General features: G+C 38.6%; 23 protein-coding genes. 13 read left to right on the top strand and 10 right to left on the bottom strand.

The window, feature by feature from the left end:
* Positions 1–4: 4 nt before the first annotated feature.
* Positions 5–448 (bottom strand): 50S ribosomal protein L13, encoded by a 444-nt coding sequence (rplM, locus tag AY601_RS19825; protein ID WP_068404336.1) that lies wholly within the window; start codon positions 446–448, stop codon positions 5–7.
* 99 nt (positions 449–547) lie between these two features.
* Positions 548–910, bottom strand: coding sequence for a hypothetical protein (locus AY601_RS19830; protein WP_068404338.1), 363 nt, complete (start codon positions 908–910; stop codon positions 548–550).
* Between the two features lie 92 nt (positions 911–1002).
* On the opposite strand from AY601_RS19830, the gene AY601_RS19835 reads away from it, so the two are divergent.
* The 6 genes from AY601_RS19835 (at position 1003) to AY601_RS19860 (ending at position 5956) form a co-directional block, all read left to right on the top strand.
* Positions 1003–1209 carry a YtxH domain-containing protein gene (locus AY601_RS19835; RefSeq protein ID WP_068404340.1) on the top strand — a complete coding sequence of 69 codons (207 nt, stop codon included), beginning with the start codon at positions 1003–1005 and terminating at the stop codon, positions 1207–1209.
* 74 nt (positions 1210–1283) lie between these two features.
* Positions 1284–2705 carry an MBL fold metallo-hydrolase RNA specificity domain-containing protein gene (locus AY601_RS19840; RefSeq protein ID WP_068404343.1) on the top strand — a complete coding sequence of 474 codons (1422 nt, stop codon included), beginning with the start codon at positions 1284–1286 and terminating at the stop codon, positions 2703–2705.
* Entirely contained in the window at positions 2693–3796 is a 1104-nt protein-coding gene (locus AY601_RS19845) for a mechanosensitive ion channel family protein (protein ID WP_068404345.1), read from the top strand. Before AY601_RS19840 ends, AY601_RS19845 begins: the two co-directional genes overlap by 13 nt.
* A gap of 6 nt (positions 3797–3802) precedes the next feature.
* Positions 3803–4108: a hypothetical protein gene (locus tag AY601_RS19850; RefSeq protein WP_068404347.1), complete on the top strand. Its 306-nt coding sequence runs from the start codon at positions 3803–3805 to the stop codon at positions 4106–4108.
* Between the two features lie 73 nt (positions 4109–4181).
* Positions 4182–4871 (top strand): class I SAM-dependent methyltransferase, encoded by a 690-nt coding sequence (locus AY601_RS19855; RefSeq protein WP_068404349.1) that lies wholly within the window; start codon positions 4182–4184, stop codon positions 4869–4871.
* A 74-nt stretch (positions 4872–4945) separates the two neighbouring features.
* Positions 4946–5956: an LLM class flavin-dependent oxidoreductase gene (locus AY601_RS19860; RefSeq protein ID WP_068404351.1), complete on the top strand. Its 1011-nt coding sequence runs from the start codon at positions 4946–4948 to the stop codon at positions 5954–5956.
* A gap of 1 nt (position 5957) precedes the next feature.
* Here AY601_RS19860 and pepT read toward each other — a convergent pair whose 3' ends face one another.
* Entirely contained in the window at positions 5958–7214 is a 1257-nt protein-coding gene (gene pepT, locus AY601_RS19865; RefSeq protein ID WP_068404353.1) for a peptidase T, read from the bottom strand.
* 130 nt (positions 7215–7344) lie between these two features.
* Here pepT and AY601_RS19870 point away from each other — a divergent pair, with 130 nt between their 5' ends.
* The 3 genes from AY601_RS19870 to AY601_RS19880 are packed head-to-tail and all read left to right on the top strand — an operon-like array spanning position 7345 to position 10457.
* On the top strand, positions 7345–8055 hold the full coding sequence (locus tag AY601_RS19870) for an outer membrane beta-barrel protein (RefSeq protein WP_068404354.1): 711 nt from the start codon (positions 7345–7347) through the stop codon (positions 8053–8055).
* A gap of 38 nt (positions 8056–8093) precedes the next feature.
* On the top strand, positions 8094–9806 hold the full coding sequence (locus AY601_RS19875; RefSeq protein WP_068404356.1) for a M14 family metallopeptidase: 1713 nt from the start codon (positions 8094–8096) through the stop codon (positions 9804–9806).
* A 24-nt stretch (positions 9807–9830) separates the two neighbouring features.
* Complete coding sequence (locus AY601_RS19880; RefSeq protein WP_068404358.1) at positions 9831–10457, top strand: rhomboid family intramembrane serine protease; 627 nt, start codon at positions 9831–9833, stop codon at positions 10455–10457.
* Here the strand turns inward: AY601_RS19880 and AY601_RS19885 are convergent.
* A complete protein-coding gene (locus AY601_RS19885; protein ID WP_068404360.1) occupies positions 10454–11422 on the bottom strand; it encodes a hypothetical protein in 969 nt (322 codons plus the stop codon). The two genes, AY601_RS19880 and AY601_RS19885, sit on opposite strands and share 4 nt — an antisense overlap.
* A gap of 87 nt (positions 11423–11509) precedes the next feature.
* Between AY601_RS19885 and AY601_RS19890 the strand changes: the two genes are divergently transcribed.
* On the top strand, positions 11510–12544 hold the full coding sequence (locus tag AY601_RS19890; protein ID WP_068404363.1) for a dipeptide epimerase: 1035 nt from the start codon (positions 11510–11512) through the stop codon (positions 12542–12544).
* On the opposite strand, the gene AY601_RS19895 is transcribed toward AY601_RS19890, so the two are convergent.
* Both AY601_RS19895 and AY601_RS19900 read right to left on the bottom strand, forming a co-directional pair.
* Positions 12525–12758, bottom strand: coding sequence for a DUF6358 family protein (locus AY601_RS19895; protein ID WP_068404365.1), 234 nt, complete (start codon positions 12756–12758; stop codon positions 12525–12527). The two genes, AY601_RS19890 and AY601_RS19895, sit on opposite strands and share 20 nt — an antisense overlap.
* Position 12759: 1 nt before the next feature.
* Positions 12760–13077, bottom strand: coding sequence for a rhodanese-like domain-containing protein (locus AY601_RS19900; protein ID WP_068404367.1), 318 nt, complete (start codon positions 13075–13077; stop codon positions 12760–12762).
* A gap of 168 nt (positions 13078–13245) precedes the next feature.
* Here AY601_RS19900 and AY601_RS19905 point away from each other — a divergent pair, with 168 nt between their 5' ends.
* Positions 13246–14331 carry a DUF4407 domain-containing protein gene (locus tag AY601_RS19905; RefSeq protein WP_068404369.1) on the top strand — a complete coding sequence of 362 codons (1086 nt, stop codon included), beginning with the start codon at positions 13246–13248 and terminating at the stop codon, positions 14329–14331.
* Positions 14328–15644: a M20/M25/M40 family metallo-hydrolase gene (locus AY601_RS19910; RefSeq protein ID WP_068404371.1), complete on the top strand. Its 1317-nt coding sequence runs from the start codon at positions 14328–14330 to the stop codon at positions 15642–15644. Before AY601_RS19905 ends, AY601_RS19910 begins: the two co-directional genes overlap by 4 nt.
* On the opposite strand, the gene AY601_RS19915 is transcribed toward AY601_RS19910, so the two are convergent.
* From AY601_RS19915 to AY601_RS19930, 4 genes are all read right to left on the bottom strand, one after another.
* On the bottom strand, positions 15641–16156 hold the full coding sequence (locus AY601_RS19915; protein ID WP_068404373.1) for a GNAT family N-acetyltransferase: 516 nt from the start codon (positions 16154–16156) through the stop codon (positions 15641–15643). The two genes, AY601_RS19910 and AY601_RS19915, sit on opposite strands and share 4 nt — an antisense overlap.
* Positions 16153–16716, bottom strand: coding sequence for a thiamine pyrophosphokinase (locus AY601_RS19920; protein ID WP_068404375.1), 564 nt, complete (start codon positions 16714–16716; stop codon positions 16153–16155). Before AY601_RS19920 ends, AY601_RS19915 begins: the two co-directional genes overlap by 4 nt.
* 296 nt (positions 16717–17012) lie before the next feature.
* On the bottom strand, positions 17013–18500 hold the full coding sequence (locus AY601_RS19925) for a RagB/SusD family nutrient uptake outer membrane protein (protein WP_068404377.1): 1488 nt from the start codon (positions 18498–18500) through the stop codon (positions 17013–17015).
* A gap of 13 nt (positions 18501–18513) precedes the next feature.
* The gene (locus tag AY601_RS19930) at positions 18514–21699 is read right to left on the bottom strand and encodes a SusC/RagA family TonB-linked outer membrane protein (RefSeq protein WP_068404379.1); all 3186 of its coding nucleotides are present in this window, start codon (positions 21697–21699) and stop codon (positions 18514–18516) included.
* A 461-nt stretch (positions 21700–22160) separates the two neighbouring features.
* Between AY601_RS19930 and AY601_RS19935 the strand changes: the two genes are divergently transcribed.
* Entirely contained in the window at positions 22161–23270 is a 1110-nt protein-coding gene (locus AY601_RS19935; RefSeq protein WP_068404381.1) for a sensor histidine kinase, read from the top strand.
* Positions 23271–23272: the final 2 nt, after the last annotated feature.

A 23272-nucleotide genomic window follows, 5' to 3' on the forward strand; every position in this document is an offset into this window, starting at 1 on the left:
TTAATTAAAGTGTAATGGTTTTTGGTGATTGTGCTGCATGAGGATGCTCAGTACCTGCATAAACAAAAAGGTTTGTGTATAATTTCGCACCTAATTTTGTTTTAGGTAACATACCACGAACTGCTTTTTCTACTACACGTGTAGGATGTTTCGCCAATAACTCTTTTGGAGAGATGAAACGCTGACCACCTGGATATCCAGTATATGAAACGTACTGTTTGTCGTTCATTTTGTTTCCGGTCAACTTAATCTTGTCCGCATTGATAACGATCACATTATCGCCGCAGTCTACGTGTGGGGTGTACTCAGGCTTGTTTTTACCACGGATGATCATTGCGATCTTCGATGACAAGCGCCCCAAAATCTCGCCTTGTGCATCAACAACAACCCACTGTTTGTTAACAGTTTTAGCATTGGCAGAGACAGTTTTGTAACTTAACGTATTCACTTGCTTGTATTTAATTTGTTAAACAATTATTTTTTCTCCCTAGGATTTAGGGACTGCAAAGATAGATTAATATGTGTAATTTTCAAATAGTTAATCAAATTATTTACATGTTTTTTTATACAAACTTGTTAAAAGCTGCAAAAAGATCATAAATGAGAATAATATGCCCGAAAGGATCAGCACAATCGTTTCAGCAGGATAATAATGATAACTGATTGTATCAATCAACAACAAAACAGCGCTGTAACCCATATAGGAAGCATACAGCAAGGTTACAAACCCCGCCAACCACTGCAAAGCAGACCATTTGGTTTGCTCAGTTTCCATATTCCGTAAAACCATCCAGTTAAAGACAATGACAATCAGCAAGCCGGATACAACCCAGCGGTTACCATTCAACAGATACGTCAAAAAATAAAGGACTGCAAAAATCAGGTTCAGATAAGATAAAGTTCTAAGCATGTATCAATTTTTTCAAAAAACAGCGTTTATTATATAAATTTAAGAACCTTTTTATTCGCATATTGTTACACTACTACAAAAAGACATTTATTATGACAAAAGAAACGAAAATAGTTGCAGGTATATTGGCAGGAGCTGCCCTTGGTGCTGCGGTAGCTTTAATCTTATCTTCAGACAAAAGCGATGACGTAAAAGATAAAGTTACAGACTGGTTCTGTGACTTACTGGATGCTTCTAAAGACAAAATCTCTGATGTATCTGACACTGTAAAAGACAAAATTGCAAAAGTAAGAGCTTAATACTCTTTTAACTTTATAGATGGCACCGGATGCTTACCGGTGCCATTACTGACTATTACACCTAACTATAACCGATGAAAATCGCTTTCCATGGTGCTGCGCGCGCCGTTACTGGTAGTAAACACCTGATTACTTTAACAAACCAGACTCAAATACTATTAGATTGCGGCATGTTCCAGGGCATGGGCGAATCAACAGAAAAGCTAAATAGCTATTTTGGATTTGAGCCTTCAAAGGTTACTTACATGATTCTTTCGCATGCGCACATTGACCATTGCGGTCTGTTGCCACGCTTAGTCGCAGAAGGATTTAAAGGAAAAATATTTTGTACACCAGCAACGATGGACCTGGCCAGGATCCTTTTAATGGATTCTGCAAAAATTCAGGAACAGGATGCGGAATATGCAAACAGGAAAAGACCTCAGAACGAAGAAGTGGAAGAAGCGCTTTATACAGAAGAAGACGTAATTCAAACCTTAAGTCAGTTCAAAATTATTGACTACGATGCTAGTTTTGACATCTGCCCGGAAGTCACTGTGTGTTTCACAGATGCAGGACATATTGTTGGCAGTGCTGCAGTACACCTGACGATCAGGGAAGAAGGTAAATCGACCCGCCTCACTTTTAGCGGAGATGTTGGCCGTTATGGAGACCTGATACTCAAAAGCCCTCAGATTTTTTCGCAGGCAGACTATATTATCATGGAATCTACTTATGGAGACTCTTTACATAAGGATCTTGAACCTATAGAAAACATGCTGCGTGAAATTATACAGCATACTTGTATAGAAAAAAGAGGCAAGGTGGTTATTCCTGCATTTAGTGTAGGCAGAACGCAGGAATTGTTATATGCACTGAACAATCTTGAACTTAAGCACCAATTACCAGCTGTACCTGTTTACGTAGATAGTCCTTTATCTATTCAGGCTACTGAAGTTTTAAAGAACCATCCGGAAGTTTATAACAATGGGGTTAAAGAAGTCATGAAAACTGATGAAGACCCATTTAGCTTCAAAGGACTGAAATTCATCGAAAGTGTAGCAGAATCCAAAGCACTCAACAATGACAACAGGCCTTGTGTAATCATTTCTGCTTCTGGTATGGCCGAAGGAGGAAGGGTAAGACATCATATACGCAATACGATCGGTGATCAGAAAAACACAATTTTAATGGTCGGTTATGCTTCTCCTGGTTCACTGGCTGGCAGACTAATGGCTGGTGATAAACAAGTCTATTTATTCAGAGAGAACCTTGATGTTGTTGCCGAAGTTCGTTCTATACGCTCCATGAGTGCACATGGCGATTATGAAGATTTGCTTCAGTTCCTTTCTTCTCAGGATCCAGCGCTGGTTAAACAGCTTTTCCTGGTACACGGAGAGTATCCTGTTCAGCAGCATTTTGCAAAAAGACTAAATGAGCATGGATTTAAACAGGTGGTGATTCCTGAATACCACCGGGTGTTTGATTGCGAGACTGAACCTGCATGGAGCATTTAAATGATTTTTTTGGCTACCCCGTACCGCAATTCCTGCAAAATATAATTATTGCAGTATTCAGTTGTGCATTGGGCGCTATATTGACAATAATCATTCGGAAAGTTTTTAAGTTTTTTGCAAGATTCTGGGCAACATTTGAAATTCAGTCGATCATTAAACACTTGAATGGCCCTGTCGGTCTGTTCATCCCGCTATTATTCCTGAATATATCACTGAGTTTGATGGTGATGAATAAATCCATCATGGCTCAATTGAGCAGAATTATAGAAATATCCCTGACTATTACTTTTGCTTTAGTGCTTATCCGGATTATTAAAGTACTGGAAGATTATTTTTACCACAAATACGATCTCAATAAAGAAGATAACCTAAAGGAAAGGAAGATCAGGACGCAGTTGCAATTTATACGAAAATTTGTAGTTTCCTTGATTATAGTCGTTACTGTTTCTATTATCCTGCTGAGTTTTGAAAGTATGCGCAAAATTGGCACAGGTTTATTAACAGGCGTAGGTATTGGTGGTATTATTATAGGTTTCGCCGCTCAAAAATCACTGGGTAATTTACTTGCAGGTTTCCAGATCGCTTTTACGCAGCCTATACGGATCGACGATGTTTTGATTGTTGAAGGAGAATGGGGCCGGGTAGAAGAAATTACACTCACCTACGTCGTGGTTAATATCTGGGATCAGCGGCGCCTGATTCTACCAATCACTTATTTTATTGAAAAACCTTTTCAGAACTGGACAAGGGTCTCCGCACAATTACTGGGCACTGTCTTTCTATATCTCGATTATACAATTCCTATTCCACCATTAAGGGATGAATTAACCAGGCTACTGATCGATCATCCTTTATGGGATAAAAGAGTTAATGTGGTACAGCTCACAGACAATAAAGAAAATACGGTAGAAGTTCGTTTTTTAATGAGTGCCCGCAATTCCTCTCAGGCATTTGATCTGCGCTGTTATGTCCGTGAAGAGATGATTGCTTTTATCAGAGCTAATTATCCGGACAGCCTGCCGAAAACGAGACTGGAATATAAAGACAGTAACGCTCAGGGAGCAGAAGACGCTGTCCTTCAAAAAAAATAGGCTTTTATGGCATTAGACATTCACAGGCTCGACAATCACGATCATTTATTCGGAATTGATGATATTAAATTCAAAAATCTGAACGATATATTTACAGCATATAAGCATTGGACAGGTATTTCGATTAACCAATATGACGATACCAGACTGACGGTAGGCGGTCAGCAAACAATGATTAAAATTATAGATGATTATGTCAAAAAGACAAACTTAAATCAGGACAAAGCAAAGACCACGGACATCCTGGAATTCAGAGGTCTGTTAACTTATTTCATCAATAACAATTATGATATTGAATTTTTTGGGGACTAATTCGGCTTAACCTTGTGAGTAGAAGCATACCAATCTTTAAGCTTCAAAAAAATAATTTAATACCTTTGCCCCGATGGACGTTTTCGGAAATGCTTTACAAGATCAGTTTACAAATGGTACCGCGGCAACGTTATTGCTGCATAATTCTTATGATGAACCTGAGGAGATGCCAGTTGACATCTTTTTCCGTACAGAAGAAGAAATGCCTGACATAGAACTGGAAGCAATGGATCTTTGTGAAGGCAGGGTACTTGATGTTGGCGGAGGAGCTGGCAGTCATGCGCTTATTCTGCAAGCACGCGGCTTTGATGTGATCGCATTGGACATTTCACCTATTGCGGTAGAAATCATGAAAACCAGAGGCGTAAAGAATGCCGTTGAGGGAGATATTTTCAGTTATCAGGGAGAGAAGTTTGATACTTTATTGTTCCTGATGAACGGTATCGGATTGACAGGTACCATTGACGGTTTCAAAACATTCCTTAAACATGCAAAATCCTTATTAAACGAAGACGGACAACTATTATTTGATACTTCGGATATCTCTTACTTATATGAAGATATGGAGAAGCCTGCCGGTAAATATCACGGGGAGATCGCTTATCAATACGAATACAAAGATCAAAAAGGAGAATGGTTCAACTGGCTGTATCTTGATCCACAGCTCCTGAAACAAATCGCTAAAGAATGTGGCTGGGAATGTCACTTGCTATTTGATGATGGCCAGGATCAGTATCTTGCAGAAATGAGGGTCACTCAATAATCTGGAAGTCACAATAATTCAGAAACTCATTTGCCAGAAACAGACATTGTATTTTTGTAATACAATTTGTCAATATGAGTAATTCTTCCATTCAATTAAGCGTTCTCGACCAGTCACCTGTTAGAAAAGGTGTTTCTGCACAACAAGCAATACAGGAGACTGTTGAGCTCGCAAAAATAGCGGACAATCTCGGTTATACCCGTTTCTGGGTTTCTGAGCATCACAATACAACTGCATTAGCTGGCTCAACCCCCGAAATCCTGATTACACATCTGGCGGGCCAGACTGAAAATATAAAATTGGGATCGGGAGGGGTTATGCTCCCTAACCATAGTGCCTTAAAGGTGGCAGAGAACTTTCGTATGCTCGAAGTCCTTTTCCCAGGGAGGATTGATCTTGGACTAGGCAGAGCCCCGGGTACAGACCGGATTACTGCCAGCGTACTTAATCCGTCTAACCAGTGGAGGGAGCAGGATTTTTTGGAACAGCTGAATGACCTCAGAAATTATCTGCATGATTCCGGAGAACCTGGCACAATACAAGAAAAGATTATCGCTATTCCACAAGCAGCAACTGTACCATCAATGTGGTTACTAAGTTCGAGTGGCCAGAGTGGTTTATTTGCTGCACATTTCGGTATGGGAATGTCTTTTGCCCATTTTATTAATCCTTTAGGCGGCCCTGAAGCTGTTCAGATTTATCGCGACCGTTTTCAGCCATCAATTGATAAGACAGCGCCAGAAGTAAATGTAAGTATAGGTGTTTTTTGTTCGGAAAATGAAGAAATAATCTTCCGTCAGCAAGCCGTAATGGACTATAGATATCTTCAGCTTGAAAAAGGAGGCAAATTATATCCAATTGCCTACAACGACATTAAACATGTGAATTATAATGCTGCCGAACAGGAAAGAATAGACCATAACAGGCAAAGGATGTTAATCGGGACCCCGGATGTACTGAAAGAAAAAATAGATACATTACTGGCTGATTACAAGGTAAACGAGCTGATGGCTGTCACGATCACCGAAGGTTTCGAAGAGCGCATCCGTTCTTACGAGCTTTTAGCAGCAATGTATCTGAAATAATTTAGTTACTCTTTTCTTCCCAGATCAGCGCAATATTGATAATAGTTTCCACCGCTTTTTCCATGTCTTGTACGGAAGCCCATTCCTGCTTGCCATGGAAAGCGTGTTCGCCTGCAAAAACGTTAGGACAAGGTAAGCCCATTAATGATAACCTTGAACCGTCTGTTCCACCTCTGATACTTTGTCTTTTAACTGGAATACCTACACGTTCAATTGCCAGAACGCCATATTCCAATACTTGTGGATGCTGGTCCAGTACCTTTTTCATATTGCGGTATTGTTCCTTTATTTTTAGTGTATAAGTAGCATTCGGATAGGCAGCAATAACTTGTTTAACAATAGTTTCCAGCGTGCGGCCATGTTCAGCTAACAAAGCATCATCAAAATCACGGATAATAAAATGTGCTTCTGCCTGTTCTACATTTCCCTGCATCGTAACCGGGTGTAAAAATCCTTCCTTTTTCGAAGTCGCTTCTGGCGTCAGGGTATCTTTTGGTAAGGCACTGATAATATCACTCAGAATCTTGACCGCACTTTCCATCTTGCCTCTCGCAAAACCCGGATGAGAACTAATACCATGTATAGTCAAAACTGCTCCATCAGCAGAAAAAGTCTCATCTTCAATAGAACCGCAGGTTTCTCCATCAATAGTATAAGCGAAGTCAGCACCTAGCTTTTTAAGGTCTGCTTTATCTACACCTCTTCCAATCTCTTCATCAGGCGTAAAAAGTATTCTTATTTTACCATGTTTATGCTCCGGATGCTGCATCAAAAAGGCTGCGGCTTCCATAATTTCTGCCAGACCAGCTTTGTTATCAGCACCCAATAAGGTCGTACCGCTTGCGGTTATGATATCATTGCCAATCTGATCTTTCAGATCTTTATGCTCGCTCATCCTCAAAACCACCGAATTGTCATCAGGAAGCACAAGGTCCTGCCCCTGGTAATTAGTATGAATAATCGGTTTCACACCATATCCGCTGCAATCAGGAGAAGTATCCATATGCGAACAGAAACAAATTACAGGAACATTTTTAGTCGTATTGGAAGGAATAGTTGCATATACATAGCCATACTCATCCAGGTGTGCATCTGTTATTCCCAGCTCCAACAATTGAGCAACCAATACTTTACCAAGATTCTTCTGTTTTTCGGTTGAAGGAATGCTTGCAGACTCAGGATCAGACTGTGTGTCTATTTTTACGTATTCAGTAAATCTATTTTGTAAAGAATTACCTGTGTTATGATATTTTAGCATAATTTTAAAAAAAAGTAAAAGCCTTCTTATTCAGTAAAATTCAAAAGCTGTTTTAAATATATTCAAACAGTTTCTTAAAAGGCCAAAGATAACCAAAGATGATATTTTATCTATAAACAATCAGCATAACTTGAAAAGGATACTTATTTCAACCTTATTTTTAGCATTAGCGTTTTCGTCTTTTGCACAATCAAATTTCTACAAGTTTTCTATTGGTGCTGGCGCTGGTATTACGCAGTCTTTCGCAGATCTCAAAAAACATGACTTCGGCCTGGCTGGCTATGCTACGCTTGATTATTTATTCACTCCTTACCTTAGTATTGGCCTGGAACTTCAAAAAGGTGAAATCAATGGAGGGGACATCAACGCGACTCCAGACGACAGGCAGTTCATCAATGGCTACCAGGCGGTGTCTGTCAATGGAAAAATATCTTTAGGACAATTTATAGATTTTGACTATAATGGCTTATCCGGCAAGCTCAGAGGCCTGTATTTTGGAAGCGGCCTGGGGATTATTCAGAATAAGATGAAAGGGATCAGACGCATAAACGTAAATAACCCTGACCATCCATATCCTGGACAGGATGGTTCTAAAGACGTTTACTTTCCACTGAACCTGGGTATTAATTTCTTTTTCCCGGATCAGGAGGGCTTTTACAGATACACACTGAATGTTAATTGCCAGAGTAATGTGACCCTTGGAGAAGGGCTGGACGGTTATGACAACTCATCTTTAACCCGTAAATCCGGAAAACCTGATATCTATAGTTTTTATACTATTGGATTCAAATACAGTTTCGGAAAAATGGGGCTGTATAAGAAAACATTCAGACGCTTTTAGTCTGAAGAAATGTAGCGTACTTTTATAAATTCGTATCAATGAAATATCTTTTACTGTCTTTAATTCTGCTAACGATGGAAACATTTGCACAGCAAACGCCTTACGAGCTTAGTAATAAAAATCAAACAGCTACCTATGAACAGGCAATTGCTTATTATAAACAACTGGCTAAAGTATCTCCACAAGCTAAACTCCTTACTTATGGAACTACTGATTTTGGAAAACCGCTTCACTTACTGGTCTTGTCAAAAAACAAGGTCTTTAATCCTGTTGAACTCAGGAAAAATAATCAAAGAATATTATTAATTAATAATGGAATCCACCCTGGTGAACCTGAAGGTATAGATGCTTCAATGATGCTGGCCAGGGATTTACTAAAAGACAACCATTTACCAGCTAATGTTGTGATCTGTATTATTCCGGTTTACAATATAGACGGATCATTCAACCGCAGCAGTACCTCAAGAGCAAATCAGAATGGGCCGGAAGCTTATGGATTCAGAGGAAACAGTAAAAACTATGATCTGAACAGGGACTTTATTAAAACTGACTCCAAAAACTCAGCTGCTTTTCAGGAAATATTCAATACCTGGCAGCCAGAAATCTTTGTAGATACGCATACCAGCAATGGCGCCGATTATCAGTATACCATGACACTTATTCCTACACAAAAAGATAAACTGAACTCTATTTTAGCAGATTACCTGACCACGACTATGGTTCCTGCTTTATATGCAGGAATGAAGAAAAAAGGATACGAACTCATTCCGTATATCAATTCGGTAGAGAACACACCAGATGCTGGGATCACAGGTTTCCTGGAAACGCCCCGTTATTCAACCGGTTACGCAGCTTTACATAACAGTATTGGCTTTATGCCAGAAACACATATGTTAAAGGCTTATCAGAAGAGAGTTGAATCCACTTATCAATTACTTCAGACTTACGTTGATTTAGTGAGCAGAGATGCAAAGATCATTGGGGAGAACAAGCGTAAAGCTGATGAGGCTGCTTCCATACAAAAAGAATTTCCATTGAGCTGGAAACTAAATGAGACTACTTACGAGCTGATTACTTTTAAAGGATTTGCTGCAAAATATAAGCCCAGTGCCGTAAGTGGCGCTGACAGGCTCTATTATGATAGAAATGATCCCTATACAAAAAAGATCAAATACTGGAATAAGTTTGAACCACAACTTAGCGTAGAAAAACCGGTAGCCTACGTCATTCCAAAAGCATGGGATAAAGTAATTGGCTTACTGAAATTAAATGGGGTGAAGGTAGAGGAGCTTGAGGAAGATAAGGACCTTGCCGTTGATGTTTATTATATCGGGGATTATAAAACAGCGTCCAGACCTTATGAAGGGCATTACATTCACAATAACGTTCAACTCGTTACGAAGAAACAAACCTTAAAATTCTATAAAGGAGATTACCTGGTTTATGTAGATCAGCCGCAAAACAGGTACATTATGGAAACCCTGGAACCACAGGCTACCGATTCTTTCTTTAACTGGAATTTTTTCGATTCTGTACTGGATCAGAAAGAACATTACTCTGCCTATGTTTTTGAAGATACAGCTGCCGGGCTATTAAAAGATGATCCTGAGCTTAAAATCAAGCTGAATCAAAAGAAATTAAAAGATAGTACATTTGCACAGAATCCTTCAGCACAACTTGAATTTGTATATCAAAATTCAAATTATTACGAAAAAACACATTTACGCTATCCAATTGCTAGATTGCAATAATTTATAATCCGATACGAATATATTATGATACAAGAATACCTGATCAACACACCAGTCGCTTCTCTCATTTTTATTTTCACACTGGCGACGAGCATTTATGCCTTTAATGACAGTTCCCTGTTTGGAAAGTTTATGCTTCATCCCTATAGTGTGTACCGCAGAAGTAATGTCTATACCTTATTAACGAGTGGCTTAATACACGGGAGCTGGATGCACCTGGCCTTTAACATGTTTACTTTCTATTTCTTTGCTTTCTCATTAGAAGCTACAATAGGAAGCCTGAGATTTGGTCTGATCTATTTTGTGGGTTTAATTTTAAGCGATATTCCTTCTGTCATCAAACATAAAGATGATTATCATTACCATAGCCTGGGCGCATCGGGAGCAATTTCTGCAGTATTGTTCAGTTATATCCTGTTTTATCCACTGAATACATTAATGATATTTCCATTACCAGTACCTATCTGGGCAGCATTATTTGGTGTATTATACCTGGTTTACTCTTACTATATGTCAAAAAGTTCCAGAGATAATATTAACCATGATGCACATTTATTCGGCGCAATTACTGGTATCATCATTACGATATTAGTTGTACCTGGTATTGTTCCTCATTTTATCGAAACCATTACTGCCCGTTTCGGAGGTTAATCCGTAGCTGGCAGGGACGGTGGATTGAAGTAGCTTGTAGGGGCCATAGGGTCTTTTCTGATTTCCATCAGCAGATTTCCCCAGGGTTTCCAGACGGTCTCTAAAACCTGCGCATAAATTTTATGCTGCCAAACGTCAAATAATGGTTTGTTGGTTGTCCCCCGTAAAGGCATGGCATCAATATAGATTGATCCCTCAACAGGCATAATTGTATATTCTGGCAAACGGTTGAACAAATAGGCAGAGTAAAAGAACCTGGCACACAATTCTTCAAACTGCTGGTCTGTTAAGCACTGGCCTGCAATCTGATCCAGGATCTCCTGATGATATCTTTTATTGGTCCCATTATCCTGCAAACAGGCAATAATACCAAAATCTTTAAGTTTTAAAGAGAAAGTAAGGGTATTGATCTCATCCCTGAAGCTGAAAGGAATATCATCCTGCTCCAAGGGTACAATCACAAAAGACCATGGCGTAAAATCTTCCAGTATTACACTCCGGTAAATACTCTGGATCATGGTCTGCAAATTGCCAAATTTGTGCATCAGCCCTTGTGACATATTTAATCCATCATCGCTGAGTTGCTGCAAGTTTACCGCAGCATTCATCTCGATATAGATCAGGCTGTAAAGAAATTTACCAATCCATTTAAACAAGTCCATTTCTTCCAGCTTTGAAACGCCGGCAAATCCTTGGGCAAATGCTGCCGCTATTTTATCTTCCAGCGGGCCAATAAAATTAAGCAATACCTCTTCACTTACAGGTATTTTCAATGTATTATAGGACCTGATAGACTCATCCAGCAACTTAATCTGTTCATCACCGCTAAAATTTGCAACTTCCAATAACCATGCAGGCAATACATTGGTCTGTATCACAGGGGCATCAAAAGTATCTCCGCTCAAAAAGCAGTTTTTGAACTTAAAGTCGAAGTTTTTAAATGGCTGATAGATTGTGTTAGTCATATTAAGCGCAATATTAGGGATATTATTTTTACATTCGGCGAGGCTCCCATTTTTTAACTTTGATATTACCAAAAGCTTTTAAAACACATGCAAGCAGTTCATATTTCTTTCAACCTGGAACTTAAACATCCTTTCACTATTGCTGGCTTCACCAGAACAAGTACTCCTTTATTGCTACTAAAGCTTACTTATGAAAATATTGACGGTTATGGCGAAGCTTCCATGGTTCCTTATTTAGGTGAAAGCTATAGTTCTGCAACGGAATTTCTGCAAAAGGTAGATTGGACACGTTTTAAGCATCCTTTTAACTTTGGAGAGTTTATGGCCTACCTCGATAGTATTGACGCTGGTAATCCAGCTATAAAGGCTGCTATAGACATTGCATTAAATGACATCAATGGAAAGATGCTGCAAAAGCCATGTTTTGAGCTTTACAATGCTGATCCGCTGAAAATGCCCGTTACCTCTTTCACGATAGGAATTGCTGCACCAGAATTGATTAAAGAAAAGGTTGCTGAGGCAAAAGGGTTTAAAGTACTCAAAGTCAAACTAGGATCTGGCCACGATAAAGAGCTGATCAACGCGATCAGAAGTGTAAGTAATTTACCACTTTATATAGATGCTAATCAGGGATGGACTGACCGGAAAATGGCCATAGACCTGATCTATTGGTTACATGACCAGGGAGCCGTACTGATTGAACAACCAATGAACAAGACAAATATCGAAGGAAATGCCTGGTTAACAGGGCGTAGTCCAATTCCAATCCTTGCTGATGAAGCCGTACAAAGATTAAGTGATATTGACCACATTAAGGGGGCTTATCATGGTATAAACGTTAAATTAATGAAAAGTGGCGGAATGTATGAAGCCAACCAGATGATTTTAAAAGCCCGGTCTTATGGGATGAAAGTAATGATCGGGTGTATGAGTGAAACTTCTATCGCTACTCAGGCCGGTCTGGCTTTAGCTCCGTTATGTGATTGGGTAGATCTGGATGGTCCTTTTCTAACTAAAAATAATCCATTTGAATCCCCTGCCATGCACCAGGGCAAGTACATCTTAAAAGACCTTCCAGGTTTAGGGCTGAAAGGTCTTTCTGCTAATTTGTTTCTTCCTTAACAGCAGAAGAATTATTCACGATATTTTGTTTTTCCTTGATACCAGCTCTCACTTCTTTGACGATCTTAATCTTCAGGTAAATGAAAAATAAACCTGTAGCAATTAACAAGGCAACAACAGGATAATTTGCGTTCTGGAAAGCCCATTTAAGGCCGATTACAGAAATCACAATACCCAGGGTATAAAAAGTATTTAATGCAATTTGCTTCTTCATCTTAATAAACTGGCATGCTAGGATCAAATGCAGCCTGCCATGCAAGGATACCGCCTTTTAAGTTGTAAAGGTTTGTAAAACCATGCAATTGCTCCAATTGCATTACTGCCGCTGCACTGCGTTTACCACTTCTGCATTGCATAATTACGGGCTTATCGGTTGCAATTTTCTCTACTTCAATCAGAATGCCTCCCAAAGGAATATTCTCGCCATTAAGGTTTGAAGTATCGTATTCGAAAGTTTCTCTTACATCAATCAGTTGAAAATCTTCCTTGTTATCTATTTTTTGTTTTAATTCTTCTACGCTAATTTCTTTCATCTTCAAAGCTTTAAATGGATAGTTTATGATCCACGAATAATGGTCAAATATAAAGTTTATCAACAACTTATCTGCTAAATGCAAGTCAAAATTTATGGTTTTAACCTATAGCTTGTAACAACTAAGAATGCCGGGCGTTTAATAGTATTCTTTCTTAACTTTGTTATTATGGATGCCCTGTCACGTTTCTTTTGGTTTTGTTCTGGTGTACACCAGCCTACATTAGAGAAGCACCCTACCGAACATAATAAATATGTTGGTATCGGCGCAACTATCTTTTTCACTGGTTTATTCGCTGCTTTGTCTGGTGGATATGCCATGTACTTTGTTTTTAAAGGCGACACTGCTGCCGCGCTTTTCGCCATATTTTTCGGTGTCCTGTGGGGACTTGCCATTTTTAATATGGACCGTTATATTGTATCCAGCATCAACAAGAACTCTACTTCAACTCAGCAAATTCTACAAGCAACGCCTCGTATATTATTGGCGATTATGATCGGTATGGTCATTTCACGCCCCTTAGAGCTCAAAATCTTTGATAAGGAGATTAAAGAGCGTCTTAAAGTAAGTTACCTGAATAACCAGCGTTCAAAGATTGACACGCTAAATAAAGCTTTTACCAATAAATACACAATCGAGCTGAACAAATTAAATGAATCCAAAGCTCACAGAGATTCTTTAGAGAACGGTATCAAATCAGACCGGCAAAAACTTAACTTTGAAGTGTTCGGAACCAAAACGACTGAGACCTCAGGGGTGATGGGTTATGGGCCTTATGCAAAGCGGAAAGAAGAAGAACTCAAACAAAGGCAGCAAAATCTGGATTCCCTGAATTCGGATGTCCGGAGGATGGAGCAGTTTGTAGATGGACGAAAGCAGTTTGACGGTCTGTTGTCAGAAAGGCTTTATACAGGTAAACAATTAGACAGCCTGACAAGTCTTGCCGGTTTTGCAGATCGTAACTGGGCATTGGGCCAGTTGAGTTTCAATACAGATGGCACCCGTGATACGACAACTGCCTTAGCAGTCACGTTTATCGGTTTACTCTTCATCTTTTTTGAATGCCTGCCGGTATTTGTAAAAATGATGAGTTCAAGAGGCCCGTATGACAGGTCTGTAGAAAATCTGGAGACCAGCCAGATCCATACCTCTGAAAAGGACAGAGACTTTGAAATCGAAGTGACCGATGGCGTACATGAGACCCGGGTAGCGACTACTATTGCAAGAGAAAAAGAACTATTAACTAAATTATGATGAAATACTTTTATTACCCATTGATCTTACTTTTTATCGCCCGAACGGCTTCAGCCCAGGATATTGATAAAATTATTACTAAAGAATATGTAGACAATATGATCAAAACCCTGAGTAGTGATGACATGCAGGGAAGAGCAACGTTTAGCCCTGGAATTGATAAAGCAGCTACTTTTATTGAAGGTGAATTTAAAAAAATAGGCTTACAGCCACTTAAAGGTGCAACAGGCTATAGACAAACTTTTTACAAGTACGAGCTTAAACCTGCCTCAGCTGAAGTATCAATTGATGGGAAAGCTATTGCCCCTGCTAACTTTGCAGTTTCGGGAAATACCAGTGAAACATTGAATTTCGATAATACCGGCGGAGATGGATGGGCAAGACTTGACTCTTCAAAAACCTTCAGAGAGCAGTACAGACTTTTAGTCCGCAATAAAAAAACGAAACTGGTATTGGTAGACCCGAAATTCACAAAGGAATTTAATGAGTTAAAGGCTTATCTTTCAAAAGCAGCAATTATTGACGAAAAGATGATACATGAGGTCAACAAATTTGCTTTAGTCCTCGTATTATCTTCTGATACTACTGTAAAAAACTTTACAGTATCCTTGAAAAACAAGGCGAACAAACTACCGTTGTTTAACGTTGCCGGAATTATTCCCGGAAAATCAAAAGCCAGAGAACTGGTCGTATTCTCGGGACACTACGATCACCTGGGTATTATTCCTTCGGCAGATCAGGACAGTATTGCAAATGGTGCAGATGATGATGCTTCTGGTACCACAGCTATGATTGCGCTTGCCAAATACTATAAGAAACTGAATAACAATGAGCGTACGCTTATTTTTGTTGCTTTTACAGCAGAAGAAATTGGCGGTTATGGGGCAAAATATTTCTCTGAGCAGTTGAATCCCGATGAGGTGGTTGCGATGTTTAACATTGAGATGATCGGTAAAGAAAGCAAATTTGGTAAGAACACGGCTTTTATCACAGGTTATGATAAATCTGATTTTGGAAAGATCTTACAGAAAAACCTGGAAGGATCTGCCTTTACTTTCCATCCTGATCCTTATTTACAGCAGAATTTATTTTACAGAAGTGATAATGCAACACTGGCTGCACTTGGTGTACCAGCACATACCATCAGCACTGATCAGATAGATATTGATAAACTTTATCATACAGTTAAAGATGAGTACAGCACGCTGGATACTGAAAACATCCTTTCTACAATTAAAGCAATTGCTAAAAGCGCAATTACCATTGTAAAAGGAACTGACACGCCAACCAGAATACCTAAATTAACTAATTAAACACTTTTTAAAGGTGTTAGTGGCAGTGCCATCACATAATCATTCATAAAGAAACCGTTGCCAATTTCAATGTCGACGGTTTCTTTAACCACAAAACCTATCTTTTCGTAGAAGTCTTTTGCATTATTATAACGGTTTACATTTAATTCCAGGCTATCTGCACCTGCTTCTATAGCCTTATTTCTTACTTCATTCATTAAGAGCTTACCCAGGCCTTTTCCATGCGCCTCAGGTAAAACATACAGCTTATGCAATTTGGCCACAATATGTTGTTGATGTGTTGTAGTTGAATAAGACATAAAAGCCAGGTCCTGATCGCCATCCTGTGCAATCAAAAAAGTATGGCCTTCCATCAGCTGTTTCGTTAGGGCAGTAATACTGTAAAACTCATCAAGCATATAATCAATCTGTACCTGCTCAAGAATATGACCATAAGTTGGACCGTAGGTAGAGGTTCCTATATACTGGATGATTGCCAGATCCTCTTCTTTTGCTTTTCTTAGTGTAATCATATTTTTTCTGTTAAGAATACATATTCCGTAGCAAAAGTGAATTCCACAAAACCATCTTTCACAACCTCAAATTCCCTTTCGTCTTTTTGCATCAGGTTAGTCGCTTCGAAATAAGAAACTATATCAATCAGAAACAGACTTCCTGCGGGTTTCCAAACACTAAATCCAGTTTTGACCGCATAAGACTTCTCGGTTGCACTGAATAAAACAATATTAATCTTAGGCAAGTAAAAAGCCAGATCTGACAGTGCTTTCTGTTCATCAATAATATTCACTGCAGCATATTTCTCTGAAATCAAATAGTTCAGCACGGTATTATATTCATCGCCTGGGCCCATAATAGACTTTGTGTTCTCCTGTGGGGCGAGTTCTCCGGCAGCATTCAGAATCACATCTACTTTTAATCCCAGGCTGATAACTTTCTCATAAATAGCGCTGTTGACTATTAAAGTAGGACTCCATTCCAGGATTTGTCCTAAGTATTCCTCATCAAAATTGCCCAGATTGTGAATATATAAGGCTGGCTCCTGTTTTTCTCTGACTATATGGTGCGACGACATGTTGCTAAGGTATTAATGATTACTGAGAAGCTAAATGATTATTTGAAGAAATAATCGATAAAAACCGTCCTTATCCTATTTCCAGAAAAACAACAAACTTTATATAGAACGAGCCAAATCTGCTCAGCAAGAGCTCAAAAAACACGATAGGGGAAGATTGAGCCCTGCAAAAGTATCCACAAAAAACAAAACGCTGAAGGAACTTGCTGCAATTCTGAAAACGCACTATTAAATTTTTCTCAAAAAAAGAGGCTATTCTTTTGGGGAATAGCCTCTTAATCATTCTTTAAATCTTACTATGGATTCTGTCCACCTGGCCCAATCGCTGGATTTGCGTTGATCTCAGATTGTGGAATTACCCATTGCCATTTTGGATCACCCGCAGCCTCACCTAAGGTTGTTGCCAATTCATTTGTATGGTTAGAATTACTTCTGTCCAATGCAGAATTCAGACGTTTAAGATCCGTAAAACGGAATCCTTCACCCCATAATTCAACACGACGCTGAATTAAGATCTCATTGATCAGCGCATCACCAGTATTGGTTGACAATACATAATTAGGATCTCTGTTTACAGCCAGCTTATAAAGAGCCGCCTGTGCAAGACTATGCTGTCCAGTTCTGGCTAACGCTTCTGCTTCGATCAGGTACATTTCAGCAGTACGCATATGCGCCACATCACCTATACTTGTCACTCCTGCTACCATGAACTTTCTGTTCATATATGGTTTTCTTGCTCCGCTTGGTGGAACAAGAAAAGTCTTGTCTGCACCTGTTGGATCCCATAATGTTTTTCTTACATCAGTGGCAGCGATTTTATCATACAATAATTTGTTAATCGCTTTAGGATTTGTTCTAACGTTAGAAGAGTTAAAATTCGAAGACATATAAGCAAAGAAAGAAGAGAAATCAGAAGACTGATCTTCCACTTGCTTGCTTCCCCAAATCCACTCTTGATTCGCAGAATTATTAAAGCCGCTTTTATATTCATCATTAGTCATTAAGCTGCTTGCAGCTCTTGCTTCCACAGCATTTGCAGCCGCAACAGTCCACAAACCTTGCGTTAATGCAACTCTTGCTTTGATACCTTTTGCTACTCTTAAATCAAAGTGGCTTTTATTTGCTCTTACTGATGTTTTAGCAAAAAGGACAATAGCTGCATCGATATCTGTGTTAATCTGCGTATAAACACCTTCAACCGTACCTCTTGGTTTTGCAGTTACATCAGTAGCCAATACGATAGGCACGCCTGGCTGTGTATTATTTCCAGCTGCATCATAACGCTTAGAATAAATTTGCACTAACAGGAAATGTGCCCATGCTCTGTAGGTTAATGCTTCGGCCATAATTGCATCTTTAGCTGCCTGCTCACCTTCAGCTCCATTTACTTTCGCAATGATCTGATTTGCATTTGCAATAATCGTATAATAAAATTTATACGCGTATTTATCATTGATGCTGGAAGCATTTCTATGGTCAATCCATTTGTACATATTATTGTACCAGCCATTACCAGCTGTGGTCATTACCACATCTTCCCCAAGCATGTCCAGGTTGATTTTCATACCTGACTCTCCACCTTGATCCTGGTTGTTATCGTCGAATTGTTTGTACAACATACGGTGAATACCGTTTAAAGCAGCCATTGCGTTATCTGTAGTTTTAAATACAGTAGCATCATCCGCTTTATCAGTAGGATTTGTTTCCAAAAAAGACTTTTTACATGATGCAAAGGTCAGTGCAATCAATAAAAAAGGAAGGAATTTATATTTTATAGTTTTCATCAGTATAATTTAATTAAAATGCAACATTTAGTCCCAAAGTAATAGTACGTGTTGGTGAATAACCAGCTGATGTAGTTCCATTATAAGAATAACTTGGATCTAAACCTTTACGTTTGGACAATAAGAATAAGTTCTCTCCACCAACATATACTCTCGCATTTTTAAGGTCTGCTTTGGCAACTAAAGCCTTTGGCAAATTATAAGAAAGCGTAGCAGATCTGAAAGCAATGTAAGAGGCATTAATTAACCAACGATCTGAAGCTGCATTATTGAAAGCTGACTGACCAACATCCAAACGAGGCACATCAGTAACATCTCCAGAATTTTTCCAGGCATTTAAAGCATCAACATGTAACGCCCCACCATATCTGCTGTAAGTCATTAAACCTGCATAAGCGGAATCATAAACTTTACCACCAATCTGGTAGTTCACCAGGAAAGAGAATTGGAAATCTTTATAAGTAAATGAGTTGGTAATGCTACCTGCAAGTTTTGGAATAGCAGTTCCAGCATAACCATATTCAGCATTGTTAGGATTTGTAGTATAATCTACGCCATTAATAGTCCTGCTTTGTGCAGCATTACCTACAGGGATATTTTTATCTCTTACATACAGTGAAACACCATCTGCCGGATCTACACCACCCCATTTTCTTAACCAGAAATCATACCTTGATTGACCAACTTGTAATTTTGTAACGCCATCAATGATTGTTGGTGTTTCTTCTGGTAATTTCGTAATGCTGTTTTTAACAGCCGTCATGTTGATATTAGCAGTCCACTGGAAGCTTTTTCTTTTGATGATGTCTCCGCCAATTTCAAACTCGATACCTTTGTTATACATACTTCCAATGTTTCTTGCAATAGTTGGAACACCATTAGAAACTGGAAGTGGAACATTAAATAATAAATTATTTGATCTTCTGTCAAATACTTCAATTGTACCACGTAACCTGTTTTTAAACAAACCATACTCCAATGCAATATCAGTAGAATAGTTAGTTTCCCATTTCAAATCAGGTGTTGCTAAAGTATTTAAAGCTAATCCACCTTCTTTGTTATTGTTATAGTTCAGGTTGTAATATGATTTGTAGTTATAATAAATATCGTTTCCATTAGCGTCAAGTAATCTATCATTACCAACAGAACCGTATGAAGTACGCAATTTAAGGTAATCTACCCAAGGTGTACTTTTCATAAAGTCTTCAGCAGTAATTAACCACGAAGCTCCAACTGAGAAGAAGTTACCCCATCTTGATTGTGAGGAGAATTTAGAAGAACCGTCACGCCTAAAAGACCCGTTCATGAAATACTTACCATCATAGTTATAATTTAACTGTGTGAAGTAAGATTCCAGGTTGTAAACATTTTTATAAGCATTCAGATCACTGGTTGTTGTAAAGTTGATCAGCTCAGTATTTCCATCTAAAACCTGTCCATTTCTTGAACCTGTTCTGTAGTTATAAGTATACTGGTAAGTTTCATGACCAGCAAGAAAATCAAAATTACTCTTCTCAACAGTTTTGTTGTAATTTAAAATCTGAGTTGAAGTAAATGAAGTTGTTGTCGAACCACTGTTAGATGATCTGCCACTAGGTGCGCCATCACCAATAAACCTGTTATCGTAAGAATTTGCACTGTATTCTGAAACGTCTACATTCAGTTTTTGAGTGAATTTAAAGTCTTTTAAGAAGGTAACCTCTCCAAAAGTCCTTGCACTCAATGAGTTTATTTTAGTTAATTCCTGATTTAAAAGAGTTTCTTGTACAACATGTCTTCCACTGCTTGCGCCAGCTGGGCGAAGCGCTCCTGGATCAAAGATCTTATCACCATTCTTATCAGTCATAAAAGCACCTGAAGCATCGTGCATATATACAGGATAAATCGGGCCAATGTTACGTGCAAAATAGAACACGTTATTATAACTTGTTCCACCAGTAGTTCCTTGAGAGTTCAAAGTCATACCGCTCGCTATGTTCGATTTAGTCAAGTTTCCAGAAACATTTAAACCTGTTTTAAACCAGGTTAATGGATTTGCATTGACACTTACCCGGCCAGTAATCCTGTTGTAATCTGAACGTTCAACATATCCTTTATCATCAAGGTAACCCAATGACATGAAGTAATCTGATTTTTCAGAAGCACCACTATAGTTTAGGTTTGCATCAGTTCTTTTACCAACACGGATCAATGGTTTTGCCCAATCAAAATCGTCATATAAAAGTTTTGCATTTGGGTTTAGCAATCCATCAGTACCCACAATTGCATTGTCAGCAACATTGAAAGGATTGTATCCTAATGCACCTTTAATTGATGAAGATGCTTTCGCTCTCGCTTCCACATCAGTCAGCCCTTTTCCACTTTGCGGATATACCAGGTTATTTTTATAAGCCTGCCATGCTAAAGGATAATACTGAGCTGCATCAACTCTGTCATATTCAGGAATACCTCTTGAACTTATACCTTGAGTAATGTTTAATCCTAACTGATCATTACCTTTTCTACCTTTAATAGTAGTTACAATAACGACCCCATTTGCTGCACGTGATCCGTACAAAGCAGATGCAGAAGCATCTTTTAAGATTGAAATATTCTGAATATCATTCACGTTCAGATTCGAAAGATCACCATCATATGGGGCGCCATCTACTACATATAATGGAGTATTTGAAGCGTTAATCGATCCAAAACCACGGATACGAATAGATCCTGAAGCACCTGGTTGTCCACTTCCTGAACTAGACATAACACCAGCAGAAGCTCCGGATAAAGCGCTGTTAACATTAGTTAACGGTCTTAATTCAAGCTCTTTTTTGCTAATCTGTGCTACTGAACCAGTAATTGCTTCTTTTTTTGAAGTTCCGTAAGCAACGTTAATTACCACTTCACTTAACGCCTGCGCATCTTCGCTCAATAAAGCATTGATAACAGCTTTTGATCCAACTGTTTGTTCTGTTGTAGTATAGCCAATTGCTGAAAACACAATCACATCTGATGGAGTAACCGGGCCTATTGCATAAGCACCATTTCCATCTGTTTGGGCACCTGTCGTTTTTCCTTTAACTTTCACAGATACTCCCGGAATCGGAAGACCATCTCCTTTTCCTGTTACTTTACCTTTTATTGTTGTATTTTGAGCAAATGCAGAACTTATGCATAGCAAACTCAGCACAATAAAATTGAGAAGTTTTCTTTTCATTTAGAATAAGTAAGGTTAATTATTTGTTATTTGGGGCACAATATGTACAATAAATTATACTTACAGGAACTGTTGACGGACAAAGACTCCTTTTTAGCTTTTTTACTTATTTATTTTATTTAACAGAAAACATTTTCACTTAAAGTATTTAATAAGATTTTAAAAACCATTTTAGCATATAAATAAGCCTGATTATTGCATTCATGATATTTAGATCCTTAAAATCAAATCGCCGTTTCCTTGCTGTATGCTGGCAAAACAACGAACACGAGATTTATTGAATATGGTTTTTCCTATCTTTGAATTGCCTGTTAAAAATCATTCTGGGCCAATACTATTGAGCGATTCAAAAGACCGTTTCAGCCGGGTAAATATAAAGTTCAGTCAATAAGATCTTTGAATAAACGTCTTTGACACTAGATTTATAACTTAAACCTGTTTTGTTCATTATAAGAGAAGCCATGGCCAAGAATACTAAAGAAACAAGTGAACGTACTTTTTATCAGCACTTCAGGTTTTTCATTTTACCTGTCGTCTTTTTCTGTTTTTACATTTTCATTTATCTGTTAAACCCTTACGATCCATTCTGGAATGTTTATTTTGAACAGAACATATATACTTTGCTTACCGAGTGGCTTGGGGTAATGGTCGTTTGTTTTCTGATTACTGAATCCAGCCTGCTGATAGCCAGATGGCTGGACCGGCATATTCCATGGATAGAATCTCCGTTATTGCGTTTTGTCTGCCAGTTTTTCTTACAGATTATCATTGCGGGCGCTGTTATCAATCTGCTGCTTTATATTGATCACCTGGTCTACCCGCGTTGTGATACTTCTTCGCAAAGTGACAAAACATCTAGCTGGCAGGTTGGCCTGGTGAGCATTATCATCAGTACCTTAATCAGCGCTATTTATACTGCTGATTTCTTCCTCCGCAAATGGAAAATGTCAATGCTCGAAACATCAGCGCTAGAACTCAAAGCATATGATCTGAATCAGGTAGCTATGCAGGCAGAGCTTCAATCATTGAAAGCACAGCTTGATCCACACTTTATGTTTAACAACTTCAGTACCCTATCAAGCCTGATAGCTGAAAACCCAGAATCTGCACTTCTTTTTCTGGACAATCTCTCCAAAGTATACCGCTACATGATTATTAACCTGAGCCGGGATATTATCTCGCTGAAGGACGAAATTAAATTTATCAACTCTTACATCTACCTGATCAAAATAAGGGTATCTGATAACCTGCAGATCAATATTGATATTCCTGAAAACTATGAAATTAAAGGCGTACCACCAATCACACTGCAATTATTAATAGAAAATGCCATAAAGCATAATGTAGCCTCACGTTCACGTCCATTACATATAAATATTTGTATCAATGCTGAAGGCTGGCTCGAAGTTTCAAATAATCTGCAATTGGTCAACTTCCATATACCATCAACACGGGTCGGACTAAAAAACATTATCAGCCGTTACCGTTTGTTATCAGATGCCTGTCCGCAGATCATAGAAAATGAGAATACCTTTATAGTCAAACTACCCTTATTAGAAATAACTGAATAACA

Origin of the sequence: Pedobacter cryoconitis (genome assembly GCF_001590605.1) — a bacterium.
GTDB classification, from domain to species: domain Bacteria; phylum Bacteroidota; class Bacteroidia; order Sphingobacteriales; family Sphingobacteriaceae; genus Pedobacter; species Pedobacter cryoconitis_A.